Consider the following 16912-nt stretch of genomic DNA (forward strand, 5'->3'; position numbering starts at 1 on the left):
AAAGTGTTGGATTCCCAACACTTTTTTGTAATACTATTTATATTTATCCTCTAATTTGCTCATCCATAATCCTAACCAAATACCGAGTCCGAATAGAAGCAAAGCCATACCCAAAGTAAATAATCCTGCTCCGCTATAATTAATAGCTTCGGGACTATGAGGAACAGGGATAAGAATGAGAAGGGTGCTAGATAGAATGATGCCAATAATGAAATGGTAAACCCGGGAGTGATAGTGAGTTAAAGCGTAATCCATAGCTTTTGAAAAAGCAGCAATGGCTAATAGGCCCCCTACAGCGATTGGGAAAAATGTTCCAATCAAATCAAGTGATTTAAAACCTTGGAGCATTGGGGAGTAGAGACCAAGAATCAATAATAGATTTGATGGGCTGAGACCGGGCACTAATACGCCAAGAGCAATGAGAGCACCTGCTAGAATAAAAGTAGCAAAATTAACAGGAAGATTGCCAAGAAGATCATTCAAAAAATAAAGGAAGAGACCAGAGATAACAAAACTAGACCAGAACCAAATATGATCCTTATAATGACGCTTAGATTTTTTGGTTGACTCAACCAGTAAACTAGGTAATGTACCAAGGATAGCACCAGCAAATCCCCATAATACTGGTACTTGGAAATGCTTTAGAAGATATTCGACAGGGAAAGAGAAGAGGGCAATTCCTAAAATGCCACCAATTCCAACAGGTAGAAAGAAGAGGACATTTTCTATGAAATTTTTGCGAATATGGGCTAAAAAACGGATGAGCCGCTCGTAAATTCCTAATATTGCTGCCAAAACACCTCCGGAAACACCGGGTAAGATAAAGCCTAAAGCGATGATCATCCCTTTAAAAAGCCGACCTAGAATAGAAATCATGAAATCCTCCTTTAACGATAGTCTCATTATTGTAACATAAACTTGCTTTTTTATAAATGAGAATATTATTACTTGTCAATCTGTTGACACATGTGTAAAGTAAAAGAAGTTAATATAAAATGGGCGTCATTTCAGCACAATGTCAAAAACTTTTGATAGCCCAAAACAAGAGGTTAGCATAAACTTAAGTTGAAAGGAGACATATGGAATTAGGAGAAAAATTGAGTTCATGCAGAAAAAAAGCAGGATTCTCACAAGAAGACTTAGCGGAAAAAATCTATGTTTCACGACAAACCATTTCAAATTGGGAGAATAACAGATCCTATCCTGATATTCACAGTCTAATTGCTTTGGTCAATCTTTTTAACCTAAGTCTAGATCAGTTAGTAGAAGGAGATATTGATGAAATGAAAAAAATTGTTCAAAGGGATGATTTAAAGAAATTCAATCGAGATGGTTGGGCAATGACAATAGGCTTACTTATTATGGCCTTGACAGCTTATCCACTCATCTATTTTTTAGGTAAGGGAGGTTTTGTTATTTTTATTTTTGAATGGTTTGTGGTTATGTATTTTGCTTTACGCATTGAAAAATTTAAAAAAGAAAATAGCGTCCAAACCTATAAAGAAATTTTAGCTATATCTAAAGGTCAAACACTAAATAGAGTTGAGACTATTAAAGAAAAAGCTAAGTATCCTTATCAGAACCCTTTGATTGTACTAGGCGTTACAGTTGTATTTTGTCTAATTACAGGTCTATCAGCACTTTTGATAAATAACCTATTTTAATGATAAAAAGGTGACCATCTGGATACCTTTAAGTGAAGGTAAAGATTTTCACTTTTTATTTACCAATTTTTCTTATCTAAATAATAGTTTAGAAAAGAAGCTGCTAGACTATGCGGAAAAATATTTTGTCGTGCTTCCTCAGGACTATACCAGTCGTAAGCATCTATCTCATGATTAGCTTGAAAGTCACCATCGTCTTTGACAAATACTGTAAAGTTACACATGAGAGTGTTTGAAGGTTCAAAGAATTGACTTTTGTTAAAAGAAATTGACAAGCCTGTCAAGCCGGTTTCTTCTTTCAACTCTCGTAAAGCAGTCTCTTCAAGACTTTCACCTTTACTAACATAACCTGCCACTAAGATTTTCCGAGGGCGACCATATTGTTGGATTAGGAGAATTTTATGGTTGCTTTGGTTGACAACAATTAAACTGACAGCAGTGTTAAAGCTGGGAAAACGGAATTGTTCACAATGTGAACAAAAGGGAATTTGGCCTTCATTTTCCAATTCTTTGGCAATCAGTTTTGTGCCACATTCTTGACAATGTTTTTGCATGGTTACTTCCTTAGATGATAATTTGTATTTTTGTCTATTATAACATTTCTTGCAACAAGGAACCTGAGATCTTTGAAATAGTAATCTAAATACTAGTCGTGTAAATTCTTGCTGTAAACAGTCTTGTCAATTCACTGATGTGATTTAAAGGCAAACTTGGGACAGTGAGGTTCATAGGCATCATTTCTCAGCTAATTATTGTGACGCTCTATTTGCTGAAGAAATTTAGGCTTCTAGGTGGAGAAATCTCAGCTCCCCCACCTACATTGATACGGGCTGAAGTGGCACTATTGAGTATACAGAGGTGTTGGCCGTTTTCCAAAGTTCTTGCTACCGGTTTACTAACTGCCTAAACCAGTTTTGGTCACAACCAGCCATAGCCAATCGTTCATCATCAAAAGTATGGTGAGAGGCATTCAAACCAAGCATTATAGTTATCTCATGTTAAAAGCCTAAGGATTAGGGCCTCTGTTTCAATAATCAATTTTTCCAATAAGATTTCTCCTTTGAATTGAATAGGTCTTTAAGAGTGTTACTTTCTTGTAATGTTAATTAAAACATAGGCTTGACCTCCTTGTATTTATTGTGTCAATAGTAGCATAGAAATAAAATGAGTCTGGGACAAAAGTCTTCTTGACTAAAACAAAAAAGCAACGGTTTTTGCCGTTGCTTTTTGCATGGTTGCGATAGTCTTGATAAAATAGAATTGTCCAGAAACACTTTAGAAAGGCTATCCCCATGCATATTCACTATAACACAAATCAAACCACATTGCCACTTGAACTTACCTCTTGCTTACCACAAGACCACATTGTCTTCACCATTGAAAAAGTGGTAAATGAATTGGAAGAAAACTGTTTCGCTGGCTTCTACTCTACCTTTGGTCGTCCTTCTTATCACCCTAAACTCTTATTATCTGCTCTCTTATTTGCTTATACTCGAGGAGTCTTCTCTGGTCGCAAAATCGAGAAATTAATGATAGAAAATATAGCTATGCAGTATCTGACTGGTCAGCTGGTGGTCAGTTATCGAACCATTAATCGTTTCCGTGTGGCCAAAGGCATGGAAAACTTAATTAGAGATTTATTCATTGAACTAAACCTTCGTCTCAAGATGGAGGACCTAGTCTCTCTGGACTGTCTCTATATTGACGGTACCAAGATTGAAGCCAATGCCAATAAATATAGCTTTGTCTGGAAGAAAGCAACAGCTAAATTCTCTGCCAAGCTTCAAACTGACCTACGCCGCTATTTTCAAGAAGAAGTCAGCCCTCTGATTCACGAGGCCATTGTTCTGGATGAACAAGAACCAGTAACTGCTGAGCAGTTAACCGCATTTGCTCAAATCATCGAGGAAGAATTGGCAGACTTAACTCAAGACATTGAGGAGGAACCTGTTAAAGGTCAGGATACACGCAAAGTTAAACGTCGAAAACTCAAGAAGGTCCTACGAAAGGTTAAGGATGATTTTTCAGTGCGAGCTGAGAAATATGAGACCTATCATTCTATCTTCGATGGTCGCAATAGTTTTTCCAAAACAGATACAGACGCTACCTTTATGCGGATGAAAGATGACCATATGAGGAATGGGCAGCTTAAAGCAGGCTACAATCTTCAAATCGCTACGGAAAATCAGTTTGTCCTTCATTATGATATCTTTCCAAACCCAACCGATACTAAAACATTGATCCCACTATTAGATAGTTACCCACATAATCTTAAGAGGGTTGTTGCAGATGCGGGGTATGGGAGTGAAGAAAACTTAACCACACTAGACAAATTTGGAGTTGAGCACCTGATTAAATACAGTATGTTTGATAAGGAGCAGAAAAGAAAGCAGAAACACTCTCCAAAGCATCTCGATAATTGGCTCTACGATGACGTCAGTGATACCTACACACATCCTGATGGTTGGGATTATCATTTTGAATCTATCAAACATAGCAGAACAGCCACTGGATTCCAACAAGACATCAGGGTTTATCAGGCGGATTATCCTGATTTAGCCCCTCAAAAGTGTCTCTATGTAAACCAGAGATACCAAGAGTTGAAAAGAAAAGAGAGTCAAGCGCTTTTATCTGAAGAAGGAGGGCGAATCTTCGCACAACGGAAAGTTGATGTGGAACCTGTCTTTGGTCAGATAAAGGCTTGTTTGGGTTACAAACGGTGTAACCTGAGAGGGAAACGTCAGGTTAAGATTGATATGGGATTGGTCCTCATGGCCAATAATCTACTGAAATACAATAGGAGAATGACAAAAAATTAAAAACAGAGACTCACTCTAAATGTGAATCTCTGTTTTTATAGCTGAGAACTCTTTTTGTCCCAGACTCTCACTAGTTTCAATTATTTAACTTCAGTGAAAGTTACGTGTTTACGTAATTTTGGTGAGTATTTTTTCAATTGAAGACGGTCTGGGGTGTTACGTTTGTTTTTTGAAGTAAGGTACAAGCGTTCACCAGATTCTTTGTGTTCAAGTGTAATATTTACGCGCATGGTATCTCCCTTCTATTATTTAGCTTCGTTAGCTTTAGCGATTTTACGTCCTTTATAGTATCCTTTAAGTGATACACGATGAGAACGTGAGAAATCTCCAGTAGTTTCGTCGAATTGTACAGACGGTGCTGTTAATTTATAATGTGTACGACGTTTGTTCTTTTTAGCTTTTGACGTGTGACGTGCAGGTACTGCCATTGTTTCTATCCTCCGATTAAAATGTTGGGCATTAGACATAAACTTTAAAGCTTATAGCCCAGAATATTTTTTGTGTCTATGGCTTTCGCCAACTTTAATATAGTAACACAACTTTTTTGTAAAGTAAAGTTACTTGACAAAAAAGTTTTTTAAAGCTCTGCTCTATCCAAAAAGCTTAGAAAAATGCTAAAATAAGAGTGATTAGAATGCAGAAAGGAAGAGAGTGTTTTTGTGAACACTCAGGCACCAATTATTATGAAACTTCAAAAACCTAAAGGAACGCAGGATATTTTACCTGAGGAAGCTGCTAAGTGGCAATATGTCGAAGCTGTTGCACGTGAAACATTTGAAAAATATAATTATGGGGAAATCAGAACCCCAATGTTTGAGCATTATGAGGTTATTAGCCGTTCTGTCGGCGATACGACGGATATCGTGACCAAGGAGATGTATGATTTCCATGATAAGGGTGATCGCCATATTACGCTTCGTCCAGAAGGGACAGCTCCTGTTGTGCGTTCTTTTGTTGAGAACAAACTTTTTGCACCAGAGGTTCAAAAACCAGTTAAGTTGTATTATATCGGGTCAATGTTCCGTTATGAGCGTCCTCAAGCAGGTCGTTTGCGTGAGTTCCACCAAATTGGGGTAGAGTGTTTTGGTTCAGCTAATCCTGCTACTGATGTTGAAACAATTGCCATGGCTAACCATCTTTTTGAAACATTAGGAATCAAAGATATTACCTTACACATCAATAGTTTAGGTAGTCCAGCTAGTCGTGCTGCTTATCGTCAAGCTTTGATTGATTACTTGACACCTATGCGTGAACAATTATCTAAGGATAGTCAACGACGTTTGGATGAAAATCCATTGCGGGTTTTGGATTCTAAAGAAAAAGAAGACAAAGTAGCTGTTGAAAATGCACCATCAATTTTGGACTACTTAGATGAAGAGAGTCAGGCGCACTTTGAAGCTGTTAAGGATATGTTAGCTGACCTTGAGATTCCTTATGTTATTGATACCAATATGGTGCGTGGCTTGGATTACTATAACCACACTATTTTTGAGTTCATGGCAACCGTAGATAAGTCGGAACTAACTATTTGTGCAGGTGGCCGTTATGATGGTCTGGTTAGCTACTTTGATGGTCCGGAAACGCCAGGTTTTGGTTTTGGTTTAGGGCTTGAGCGGCTTTTACTTATTTTAGAAAAGCAGGGCATCACACTTCCTGTAGCGCCTGAAATGGATGTTTATATTGCTGTATTGGGAGAGAGTGCTAATAGCAAAGCTTTGGCATTGGTGCAGTCTCTTCGTAGACAGGGGTTTAAAGCAGAACGTGATTATCTAGGACGTAAAATTAAGGCACAGTTCAAATCAGCAGATAACTTTAAAGCAAAAGTGATTATGACATTGGGTGAAAGTGAAGTTGAAGCTGGTAAAGTAACCCTAAAAAATAACCAAAGTCGTCACGAAATTGAAGCTCGTTTTGAAGAAATCAGTAATGATTTCCCTAGCTTATTATCTAAATTAGTTTGATAAATATTGAGGGCTTTAGCCCTCTTTTTGATTGAGCTTTTTTGTGTTAATCATTGACGAGCTTTAATTCTCTTTAAATGGGTGGGGTTTTTAGATGGATTTTGTTATAATAGTAAAGACTAAAAAATATATCGGAGATAACTAGATGAAACGTAGCATGTATGCTGGACATGTTCGATCAGAACATATTGGACAAGAACTTACTTTAAAAGGTTGGGTTGGACGTCGTCGAGACTTGGGCGGCCTTATTTTTATTGATTTACGCGACCGTGAAGGTATTATGCAACTTGTTATTAATCCAGAGGACACTAATGCTGATGTGGTAAAAAATGCAGAGGCTATTCGTAGCGAATATGTTATCGAAGTTCAGGGTCTTGTTCAGGAGCGCCAACAGGCAAATAATCAATTAGCAACCGGTTCTGTTGAGTTAAAAGTTACTGCTTTAACGATTTTAAATACCTCTAAAACAACGCCTTTTGAAATCAAGGATGCCGTTGAGGTCGGCGATGAGACTAGACTCCGTTACCGCTATCTAGATCTGCGTCGTCCGGAGATGCTGGAAAACTTCAAGCTACGTGCTAAAGTAACACATTCGATTCGTAATTATTTAGATGATCTTGATTTCATCGATGTGGAAACGCCAATGCTCACCAAGTCAACGCCAGAAGGAGCGCGTGACTATTTGGTACCAAGTCGGGTTAGTCAAGGGCATTTCTACGCTTTACCACAAAGTCCACAAATTACAAAACAGTTATTAATGAATGCTGGTTTTGATCGTTATTACCAAATTGTTAAATGTTTCCGTGATGAAGATTTACGAGGTGACCGTCAACCAGAATTTACACAGGTTGACTTGGAAACATCTTTCTTATCGGAACAGGAAATTCAAGACCTCGTTGAAGGTATGATTGCTAAGGTTATGAAAGATACCAAAGGTGTTGACGTTAAGCTTCCCTTCCCTAGAATGGCTTATGACGATGCCATGAATTTCTATGGGTCTGACAAACCAGATACCCGCTTTGATATGCTTTTGCAAGACTTGACTTCCCTTGTAAAAGGTCTTGATTTTAAAGTATTTTCAGAAGCTCAAGCTGTCAAAGCTATTGTTGTCAAAGATAAAGCAGATCAATTCTCACGCAAAGATATTGATAAGCTAACTGAGTTTGCTAAGCAGTTTGGAGCAAAAGGTCTAGCCTGGGTGAAGAAGGTAAATGACTCATTGACAGGTCCAGTTGCTAAGTTTTTAACAGAAGTTGACAACGATTTGACAGAAGCTTTACAGTTGGTTGACAATGATTTAATCTTATTTGTGGCTGATGAATTAGCTATTGCTAATAACACACTTGGGGCTCTGCGGAATCGTTTAGCCAAAGAACTTGATTTGATTGACAACAATAAATTCAACTTTCTTTGGGTTGTTGACTGGCCAATGTTCGAATGGTCTGAAGAAGAAAATCGTTACATGTCAGCACACCACCCATTTACACTACCAACTGAAGAATCAGCACTGGAACTGGAAGGGGATTTAACTAAAGTTCGTGCTGTGGCTTATGATATTGTCTTAAATGGTTATGAACTTGGTGGTGGTAGCCTAAGGATTAACCAAAAAGACATGCAAGAACGTATGTTTAAAGCCCTAGGCTTTACAAAAGAGGATGCTAATGAACAATTTGGCTTCTTATTAGAAGCTATGGATTACGGCTTCCCTCCACATGGTGGCTTGGCTATCGGTCTTGATCGGTTTGTCATGTTGCTTGCTGGTAAAGATAATATTCGTGAGGTTATTGCTTTCCCTAAAAATAACAAAGCAAGTGATCCAATGACACAAGCACCGAGCTTAGTGTCAGACAAACAACTAGATGAATTAAGTCTTCAAGTAGAAAGTCATGATTAGAAAAACAACTTACAAGAAAAAAGTAAAATATGTCATTAGTCGCGGTGCCAAAAAAGTAGGTTTGCTACATGCTCTGCGAAGCATTTCTAGAGAGAAATATGCAGAAAAAATTTCTGCTTCTATCTTATATGGGATTCTTTCTAGTATTGCTGTTAATTTATTTTTTCAACCGGGCCATGTGTACTCCAGTGGAGCAACAGGTTTAGCACAGGTTATTTCGGCAGTGAGCCATCGAACACTAGGGGTAACACTGCCAATTTCACTTGTTTTTTACCTGATAAATCTTCCTTTACTGGTCTTAGCTTGGTATAAAATCGGCCATAAATTTACAATTTTCACTTTTATAACGGTTACCATGTCCTCCTTTTTTATCCAAATCATCCCACAGTTAACACTGACAGAAGACCCTTTAATAAATGCCATTTTTGGAGGCCTTTTTATGGGTATTGGTGTCGGTTTTGGATTGAAGTCACGAATCTCAAGTGGAGGAATTGATATCGTCAGCTTAACGATCCGTAAAAAAACCGGCAAAGATGTGGGGCAGATTGCTCTAGTTCTTAATGCAGTGATTATGGTCTTTGCAGGTGTTTTATTTGGTTGGCAATATGCACTTTATTCAATGGTAGCTATATTTGTTAGCACACGTATAACGGATGCTATATATACTAAACAAAAGAAAATGCAAGCGATGATCGTAACTGAACAACCTGATAAGGTTATAAAAGCCATTCATAAAAAACTACATCGTGGGGTAACGTGTATTAATGATGCTGAGGGGACTTATAAACATGTGCATAAGTCCGTCCTTATTACCATATTAACCCAGGAGGAGTATATTGGTTTTAAGGTATTAATGTTGAAAACAGATCCAGATGCGTTTATCTCTGTAGCTGAAAATGTTCGGATAATAGGTCGTTTTGTTGAAGATGATTAGTGTTTAGTTTAACAGAGGAGGTTGGGATGCCATTTGACAGTAAATTTGAACTTAAAAAATTATCATATATCATTGGTGGATCAGCAGTATATGCTTTTGCCTTTGTTTATTTTTATATGGCAAACCGCATCGCAGCCAACGGGATGTCAGGGCTAACGCTTGTCGGAAAAGCACTTTTTAATATTGATCCCATTATTTCAGGCTATCTTATCAACTTACCACTAGTTTTTATCGGAGCCAAGTATTTTGGGAGAAGGTCTACGGTTTATACTGTAACTGGTGTCTTGTCACTCTATTTTTTCGTTTGGATTTTTCAAAAACTGCCTCTCTTGATTGATCTTAATCATGATAAGTTAGTGATCTCTTTGATGGCAGGAATTATAGGGGGACTTGGTGGAGGCCTAGTTTTCCGCAGTGGAGGAACAATTGGCGGATCCGATATCATTGGTAAAGTTATTGAGACTAAATTTGGTTTACAGCTCAACCAAGCGTTGCTTGGAATTGATATTTTCGTGATGGTTCTATCTTTGACTTATATTTCCATACCAGATATGATGTATGCGCTAATTGCTAGCTTCATGTATGGAAGGATTGCTCATATCGTTCAAAATGGTGGTTATTCCGTTCGGGGAACAATTATTGTTTCAGATTTTTCTGCTGAAATATCGCAATTTATCATGGAAGAATTAGGTAGGGGAGTCACTTATTTGAATGGTGAAGGTGCCTATTCTGCCCGAGAGAAGAAAGTTATCTATGCCGCTCTGAGTAGAACAGATGTACGTGAGCTTAAAGAGGTGATAAGTGAGATTGATCCGAGAGCATTTGTTTCAATTTTTGATATGGATGAGATAAACAGTCCAGACTTCTTTATACCTAAGAAGAAAAAAAGGAAAAAGAAGATAGTCAACTAGTTTGCTTCTCAAAGAAGCAACTAGTTTTTTATCGATAGAGGAGGAAATGATATGACACAACTTCATATTTGGTTTGGACGCTTGAAAGCTTTGTTTATGATTACGCTAGGCGTCGCCATTTATTCTTTTGGCTTTGTTAACTTTAATATGGCAAATAGGCTTGCAGAAGGTGGAGTATCTGGACTGACATTGATGTTACATGCTTTAATGGGAGTTAACCCAGCCTATTCTTCTTTACTATTTAACATTCCTTTATTTATAGTCGGAGCTATGATATTTGGACGACGTTCCTTGGCCTTAACGATTTATGGAACAGTAAGTATGTCTATTTTTATATGGTTTTGGCAGAAAGTACCGTTTGCCTTGGGACTGGAGCATGACATGATGCTAGTAGCAGTCGTTGCTGGTTTATTTTCAGGCGTGGGGTGTGGCCTAGTTTTCCGATATGGCGCCACAACAGGCGGAACGGATATTATTGGCCGTATAGCTGAAGAGAAGATGGGAATTAAACTGGGTCAGACCTTACTGGCTATTGATGCTGTTATTTTAATAGCTTCTTTAACTTATATTGATTTGAAACAGATGCTTTATACCTTGGTTGCTAGCTTTGTTTTCAGTCAGGTCCTAACCATTGTTCAAAACGGTGGCTATACGATACGGGGAATGATTATTATTACAAAACATTCCAAGGCTGCAGCCCATGCTATTTTAACAGAAATTAACCGAGGAGTGACCTACCTTAAAGGAGAAGGAGCCTACTCAGGTAACGAGTATAATGTGATGTATATTACTCTAAGTCCTAATGAAGTTAGAGATGTTAAACGCATTCTAGCAGACCTGGATCCAGATGCTTTCATTTCAATTGTTGATGTTGATGAAGTTATTAGCTCTGATTTTAAAATTAGACGTAAAAACTATGATAAGCCAGTTTAGGCACTAAAAAAGTTCTATATCCTCTTAGGATACAGAACTTTTTTCTTACATTTTTTCTGGAGCTTGAACACCGAGAAGGCGAAGCGATTCTTTTAGAACAACTGCTGTAGAGTAGCAAAGTGCTAGACGACTGTCACGTTCATCAGACTCATCAAGAATGCGTGTATGGGCATAGTATTTATTGAAAGCTTGTGCTAATTGGATAGCAAATTTTGCAATAATTGATGGATCGTATTTATCTGCTGCACGTTGAATGTTAGAAGCAAAGCTTTGAAGCAATTTAATGATTTCCCACGACTCGTCATCTTTTAAGGAATAATCTTTGTTGACGTCTGGTGTAAAATTGGCTTTGCGAAGAATAGATTGGATACGAGCGTATGTGTACTGAACATAGGGGCCAGTTTCTCCTTCAAAGGAAACCATCGCTTCAAGATCGAAATCATAACCATTATCACGATCAGTTTTAAGATCGTAAAACTTAACTGCACCAACACCAACGGCATGAGCGACAGCTTCCTTGTTTTCAAGATCTGGATTTTTAGACTCAATTTGAGTTAGAGCACGAGCAACAGCCTCATCAAGAGTCGGCTCAAGACGGATAATATTTCCTTTACGAGTAGATAATTTTTTCTTATTTTTAGTAACTAAGCCGAAAGAAACATGAATCATATTATCTGCCCAGTCAAAGCCCATTTCTTTTAGAACGGCTTTAAGTTGTTTAAAGTGGTGAGATTGCTCTTGTCCTACAACGTAGATATTTTTAACAAAGTTGAAGGTGCGTTGGCGATACATTGCTGTCGCCATATCACGTGTAATATAGAGAGTTGCTCCATCTGATTTTTTGATAAGAGCAGGTGGTAAATCATATTTTTCAAGGTCTACAATTTGTGCACCTTTAGACTCTTTAAGAAGGTGTTTATCCTCAAGAATTTGAATGCCTTCGTCCATTTTGTCATTGTAGAAAGCTTCGCCATGGAAATAGTCAAAAGTGACATCTAATTTATCATAGATACGGTTGAACTCAACAAGACTTTCATCACGGAACCACTGCCATAAATCCCAAGCTTCTTTATCACCGTCCTCAAGTTTTTTGAACCATTGACGAGCTTGTTCATCTAATTCAGGGTTTTCTTCAGCTTCAGCATTAATTCTTACATAGAGTTTAAGAAGCTCATCAATTGGGTTAGCTTCAATGGCTGCTTGGTCTCCCCAAAGTTTATAGGCAACAATCAGCATTCCAAATTGCTTGCCCCAGTCACCTAAATGATTAATACGGATTGAATTGTAACCAAGTTTAGAGTAGATATGTCCAATTGCGTCCGCAATGACAGTAGAACGTAAGTGCCCAACTGAGAATGGTTTAGCGATGTTAGGACTAGACATGTCTAATGTGATGTTTTGACCATCACCAATATGTTGTTGCCCATAGTTAGCTTTTTCTTCAATAACAGCATGGAGCACATTTTTTGAAATTGTGGTTTTATCAAGGAAGAAGTTGATGTAAGGCCCAACTGCCATAACCTTTTCAAATTGACTTGGGTCGATTTTTTCGGCAAGCTCTGCAGCAATCATCTGAGGGGCTTTGCGGAGCACTTTAGCAAGACTAAAGGTAGGAAAGGCAATGTCCCCCATGTCAGAATTTTTTGGTGTTTCAAGCAAATTATAGATAGTCTCTTGGTTCAATTCAGGAACCACTTTTGCAATCTCACTTGCAATCAATGATTTAGTATCCATCTTGTTTCTCCTAAAATAGTTTGTCAATCCATTTTAACACATTTTCTAAAAATAAACGAGAGATGATTTGATAAATTATACTGTCATTATCTTTCACGTAAAAATGTGATAAATCTAACACTTGCTTTTATTCTGAAAGTTTAAAATAAAATGGTTAAGTAGATTTTAAAAGGTTTTTGAAACAAGAAAAATATGATGGTTAACAAAAATATCGGGTAAGATGATGAATTATCACATTTTTTTTGTTATAATTTGAAAGGATAATTATACAATTAGGGTGGAATCATATGAATAAAATTGAGCGTCAAAATCAAATTAAGCGAATTATTCAATCGGAACATATTGGCACGCAAGAAGAAATTAAAAAGTTTCTCAGCAAAGAAGGGATTAGTGTTACTCAGGCAACCCTATCGCGTGACTTGAGAGAAATAGGACTTTTAAAATTACGTAATGAAAAAGGAAAACTCTATTATAGCTTGTCAGAACCGGTTGCTTCTCCCTTTAGTCCAGATGTTCGTTACTACGTTTTAAAAGTTGATCGTGCTGGTTTCATGCTAGTTCTCCACACTAATCTAGGTGAAGCAGATGTCTTAGCAAATTTGATTGATAACGGTGATATTGATGAAATCATTGGTACTGTTGCAGGAGCGGACACACTGCTAGTTATTTGTCGCAATGAAGAGATTGCAGAGCGCTTTGAAAAAGACTTGGCACTAAGTATATGACCCCATATGATAATTCTCTAAAGCAGTTATTAGCTATCATTGAAAAGCATCCTAGTGTACAGGCCTTTAAACTGATTGATAATCAGATGAAGGAAAATTCTGAATTGACTGCCTTGGCCTTTGACATGAAAAAGAATCAGCAAAATGCTATTCTTTTTGATAAAATAGAGAAGAAAGGAGCTGCAAAACAGTCGCTGACCTTAGCTGAAAACTTGGAAGAAACTATTATAGATCAGCCCTTGGTAGCAGAATACCGAGAGAAAATGCAAGATGCTAGTGATTTATTACAATACATTACAAAAACAATCGAAGAGAAAATAAATAAGGAGGTTAGGAATGACCAATCCTAAAATTTCTCCTGGAATGCAACAGTATCTGGACATTAAAGCCAATTATCCAGATGCTTTTTTGCTTTTTAGGATGGGAGATTTTTACGAACTATTTTATGAAGATGCAGTAAAAGCTGCACAGTTATTAGAAATTGGTTTAACCAGTCGCAATAAAAACGCTGAAAATCCTATTCCCATGGCAGGAGTGCCCCATCATTCAGCTCAACAATATATTGATGTTCTCATTGAAATGGGTTATAAGGTTGCAATTGCTGAACAGATGGAAGACCCTAAAAAAGCAGTCGGGGTGGTCAAACGTGAAGTTGTTCAAGTTATCACTCCTGGGACAGTTGTTGATTCAGCTAAACCAAGTACAGCTAATAACTTTTTGGTTGCCATCGATCATGATGGACAGGGTTATGGTTTGTCCTATATGGATTTGGCAACAGGAGAATTCTTTGTAACGAGTCTGACTGACTTTACAAACCTTAGCAGTGAAATCCTAAATTTAAAAGCCAAAGAAGTTATTCTTGGTTTTGAACTGAATGAAGATCAAGAAAAACAATTAAAGCAAGACAGCAACTTGCTTTTATCCTATAGTGATAGTTGCTGCGAAAATTCTGATCTACTAAGTCCGCAACTCGCTCCAATTGAACTTAGGGTGGCAGGGAAGCTCTTGGCTTATGTTCATCAAACCCAAATGCGAGAACTCTCGCATCTACAAAAAGTTAGCCATTATGAGATTAAAGACTATCTGCAGATGACTTATAGTACAAAAGCCAGCTTAGATTTGCTTGAAAATGCTCGTACGGGTAAAAAACACGGGAGTCTTTACTGGCTGTTGGATGAGACGAAGACGGCTATGGGAATGCGGTTATTAAGAACTTGGATAGATCGTCCGCTCATTCATCAGGCGGCCATTGAAAAAAGGCAAAGAATTATCCAGACCTTCCTTGATAATTTTATCGAACGAGCTGATTTAAGTGATAGTTTAAAAGGGGTCTATGATATTGAGCGCCTGTCCAGTCGAGTTTCCTTTGGTAAGGTCAACCCAAAAGACCTTCTTCAATTAGGTCAAACATTAGCCCGAGTTCCTTATATTAAGGCTGTTTTAGAGTCTATGACCAGCACAGATTTAGGAGAGCTAGTCGATCAAATTGATACTATTCCAGAACTGGAAAACCTTATTCGCTCAGCTATTGACCCAGAGGCTCAAGCCACCATTAGTGAAGGTAATATTATAAGGACCGGCTTTGATGAGCGCTTGGATCATTACCGAAAAGTGATGAAAGAAGGGACAGGTTGGATTGCTGATATTGAAGGCAAGGAACGCCAAGCCAGTGGTATCAATAATTTAAAAATTGATTACAACAAAAAAGACGGTTACTATTTCCATGTGACAAACTCTAATTTATCACTAGTTCCAGACCATTTCTTTAGAAAAGCAACGCTGAAAAACTCAGAACGATATGGCACAGCAGAACTCGCTAAGATTGAAGGACAGATGTTAGAGGCGCGTGAAGAATCAGCTCAGTTAGAGTATGATATTTTCATGAGGGTTCGAGCACAGGTGGAAACTTATATTGCGCGATTGCAGAGCTTAGCCAAAGCCATTGCAACTGTAGATGTCTTGCAAAGCCTAGCTCATGTTGCAGAGCAGAACCACTACGTTTGTCCTCAATTTAATCAAGATAAAGAGGTGAGGATTGTAGATGGTCGTCATGCAGTTGTTGAAAAAGTAATGGGTGTCCGGGAATACATTCCAAACAGTATTCACTTGACAGACCAGGTTTCTATTCAGTTAATCACTGGACCAAATATGAGTGGTAAGTCAACCTATATGCGTCAACTTGCCTTGACTGTTATCATGGCCCAAATGGGTTCCTATGTATCTGCAGATCAGGCTAATCTCCCATTATTTGACGCTATCTTTACTCGAATAGGAGCTGCAGATGACTTGATTTCTGGCCAGTCAACCTTTATGGTGGAAATGATGGAAGCTAATCAAGCTATCCAGCGTGCTAGTCAAAACTCACTTATTCTATTTGATGAGCTTGGGAGGGGAACAGCGACCTATGATGGCATGGCCTTGGCTCAATCAATCATAGAGTATATCCATGATCGTGTTGGTGCTAAAACGCTGTTTGCAACGCATTACCATGAGTTGACAGCACTATCAAGTCAACTGGAAGGCCTACAAAATGTCCATGTGGCGACCTTGGAAAGAGGAGGAGAAGTGACTTTTTTACATAAGATTTCTGAAGGCCCTGCGGACAAGTCTTATGGTATCCACGTTGCTAAAATTGCAGGCCTCCCAGAGGGATTACTTTCAAGGGCAGGCCATATTTTAGAAGAATTAGAAGGTGATTCAAAAAGGGTGACCTTAGCCAATACCTCAGCAGTAGTTTCTCAAGAGACGAGTGGTAATCAACAACTTGCTTTGTTGACAAGCGAGGCTAACGAGGTTATTGTTGACAAGCTTAAGGCAATTGATATCATGAATCTGACTCCTATGGAAGCAATGACCATTCTTTATGACTTAAAAAAAGAATTATAAAAGGAGTCTGGGACAAAAGTCTAAGCTCAAATATAAAAAGCGAACAAGACAGTATTCTGAGTATCAGAAAATGAGTTTTGTTCGCTTTTTGGGTTTCATTTATCAATTGGAAAAATTAATATCTTTTTATCCCAGACTCTTTTAGTCTAATTGACAGGCGTGTCAAGCATTAACTTGATTATTTGATTTAAAGTGCGAAGGTAAAATGGGCATTTTTGCGTTTAGGAAAGAGGTAGTGATTTAGTGGAGCTTATTAAACTTGACATGTGATTGACAGTCTTTTTCTTTCAAGTTAGGCTTTGCACTAAAACCCTCCCGCAGGAACGGAAGGGTAGAGTCTATAAGGGGTAGTTCTGTAAGCAGGTTATTATCAGAGAAAGCAAATACCGCTATTTACCATGACTCCTCTAACCAACCGATTTACGATAAGCAATATCGTTTGGCTTCTCAG

The 16912-nt window shown here is 38.0% G+C and carries 15 protein-coding genes; 10 read left to right on the forward strand and 5 right to left on the reverse strand.

The window, feature by feature from the left end; translation table 11 throughout:
- Positions 1-33 precede the first annotated feature (33 nt).
- Positions 34-876 (reverse strand): DUF368 domain-containing protein, encoded by an 843-nt coding sequence (locus tag STRPS_RS04840; RefSeq protein WP_007893561.1) that lies wholly within the window; start codon positions 874-876, stop codon positions 34-36.
- 203 nt (positions 877-1079) lie between these two features.
- Between STRPS_RS04840 and STRPS_RS04845 the strand changes: the two genes are divergently transcribed.
- Complete coding sequence (locus tag STRPS_RS04845) at positions 1080-1664, forward strand: helix-turn-helix domain-containing protein (RefSeq protein WP_007893555.1); 585 nt, start codon at positions 1080-1082, stop codon at positions 1662-1664.
- 59 nt (positions 1665-1723) lie between these two features.
- Here the strand turns inward: STRPS_RS04845 and STRPS_RS04850 are convergent, their stop codons facing one another.
- Positions 1724-2218, reverse strand: a complete 495-nt coding sequence (locus STRPS_RS04850; RefSeq protein ID WP_007893565.1) for an NAD(+) diphosphatase — start codon at positions 2216-2218, stop codon at positions 1724-1726.
- Positions 2219-2956: 738 nt separating this feature from the next.
- On the opposite strand from STRPS_RS04850, the gene STRPS_RS04855 reads away from it, so the two are divergent.
- Positions 2957-4483: an IS1182 family transposase gene (locus STRPS_RS04855; protein WP_007895264.1), complete on the forward strand. Its 1527-nt coding sequence runs from the start codon at positions 2957-2959 to the stop codon at positions 4481-4483.
- 80 nt (positions 4484-4563) lie between these two features.
- On the opposite strand, the gene rpmG is transcribed toward STRPS_RS04855, so the two are convergent.
- Positions 4564-4713: a 50S ribosomal protein L33 gene (gene rpmG / locus STRPS_RS04860; protein WP_002982147.1), complete on the reverse strand. Its 150-nt coding sequence runs from the start codon at positions 4711-4713 to the stop codon at positions 4564-4566.
- A 15-nt stretch (positions 4714-4728) separates the two neighbouring features.
- Complete coding sequence (rpmF, locus tag STRPS_RS04865) at positions 4729-4911, reverse strand: 50S ribosomal protein L32 (RefSeq protein ID WP_003085054.1); 183 nt, start codon at positions 4909-4911, stop codon at positions 4729-4731.
- A 255-nt stretch (positions 4912-5166) separates the two neighbouring features.
- Here rpmF and hisS point away from each other — a divergent pair, with 255 nt between their 5' ends.
- From hisS to STRPS_RS04890, 5 genes are all read left to right on the forward strand, one after another.
- Positions 5167-6444: a histidine--tRNA ligase gene (hisS, locus tag STRPS_RS04870; RefSeq protein WP_037598994.1), complete on the forward strand. Its 1278-nt coding sequence runs from the start codon at positions 5167-5169 to the stop codon at positions 6442-6444.
- Between the two features lie 145 nt (positions 6445-6589).
- Positions 6590-8338, forward strand: coding sequence for an aspartate--tRNA ligase (aspS, locus tag STRPS_RS04875; RefSeq protein ID WP_007893721.1), 1749 nt, complete (start codon positions 6590-6592; stop codon positions 8336-8338).
- Complete coding sequence (locus STRPS_RS04880; RefSeq protein WP_007893869.1) at positions 8331-9272, forward strand: YitT family protein; 942 nt, start codon at positions 8331-8333, stop codon at positions 9270-9272. The genes aspS and STRPS_RS04880 overlap by 8 nt, the downstream gene beginning before the upstream one ends.
- A 26-nt stretch (positions 9273-9298) precedes the next feature.
- Positions 9299-10183, forward strand: coding sequence for a YitT family protein (locus STRPS_RS04885; RefSeq protein WP_007893787.1), 885 nt, complete (start codon positions 9299-9301; stop codon positions 10181-10183).
- A gap of 51 nt (positions 10184-10234) precedes the next feature.
- Positions 10235-11116, forward strand: a complete 882-nt coding sequence (locus STRPS_RS04890) for a YitT family protein (protein ID WP_007893764.1) — start codon at positions 10235-10237, stop codon at positions 11114-11116.
- Positions 11117-11161: 45 nt separating this feature from the next.
- On the opposite strand, the gene argS is transcribed toward STRPS_RS04890, so the two are convergent.
- On the reverse strand, positions 11162-12850 hold the full coding sequence (gene argS / locus STRPS_RS04895; protein WP_007893778.1) for an arginine--tRNA ligase: 1689 nt from the start codon (positions 12848-12850) through the stop codon (positions 11162-11164).
- 287 nt (positions 12851-13137) lie between these two features.
- Here argS and argR point away from each other — a divergent pair, with 287 nt between their 5' ends.
- The 3 genes from argR to mutS are packed head-to-tail and all read left to right on the forward strand — an operon-like array spanning position 13138 to position 16461.
- A complete protein-coding gene (gene argR / locus STRPS_RS04900; RefSeq protein WP_007893813.1) occupies positions 13138-13575 on the forward strand; it encodes an arginine repressor in 438 nt (145 codons plus the stop codon).
- Entirely contained in the window at positions 13572-13925 is a 354-nt protein-coding gene (locus STRPS_RS04905) for a YlbF family regulator (RefSeq protein WP_007893906.1), read from the forward strand. Before argR ends, STRPS_RS04905 begins: the two co-directional genes overlap by 4 nt.
- Positions 13912-16461: a DNA mismatch repair protein MutS gene (gene mutS, locus STRPS_RS04910; protein WP_007893751.1), complete on the forward strand. Its 2550-nt coding sequence runs from the start codon at positions 13912-13914 to the stop codon at positions 16459-16461. Before STRPS_RS04905 ends, mutS begins: the two co-directional genes overlap by 14 nt.
- Positions 16462-16912 lie beyond the last annotated feature (451 nt).

Source organism: Streptococcus pseudoporcinus LQ 940-04, from assembly GCF_000188035.1.
GTDB lineage: Bacteria > Bacillota > Bacilli > Lactobacillales > Streptococcaceae > Streptococcus > Streptococcus pseudoporcinus.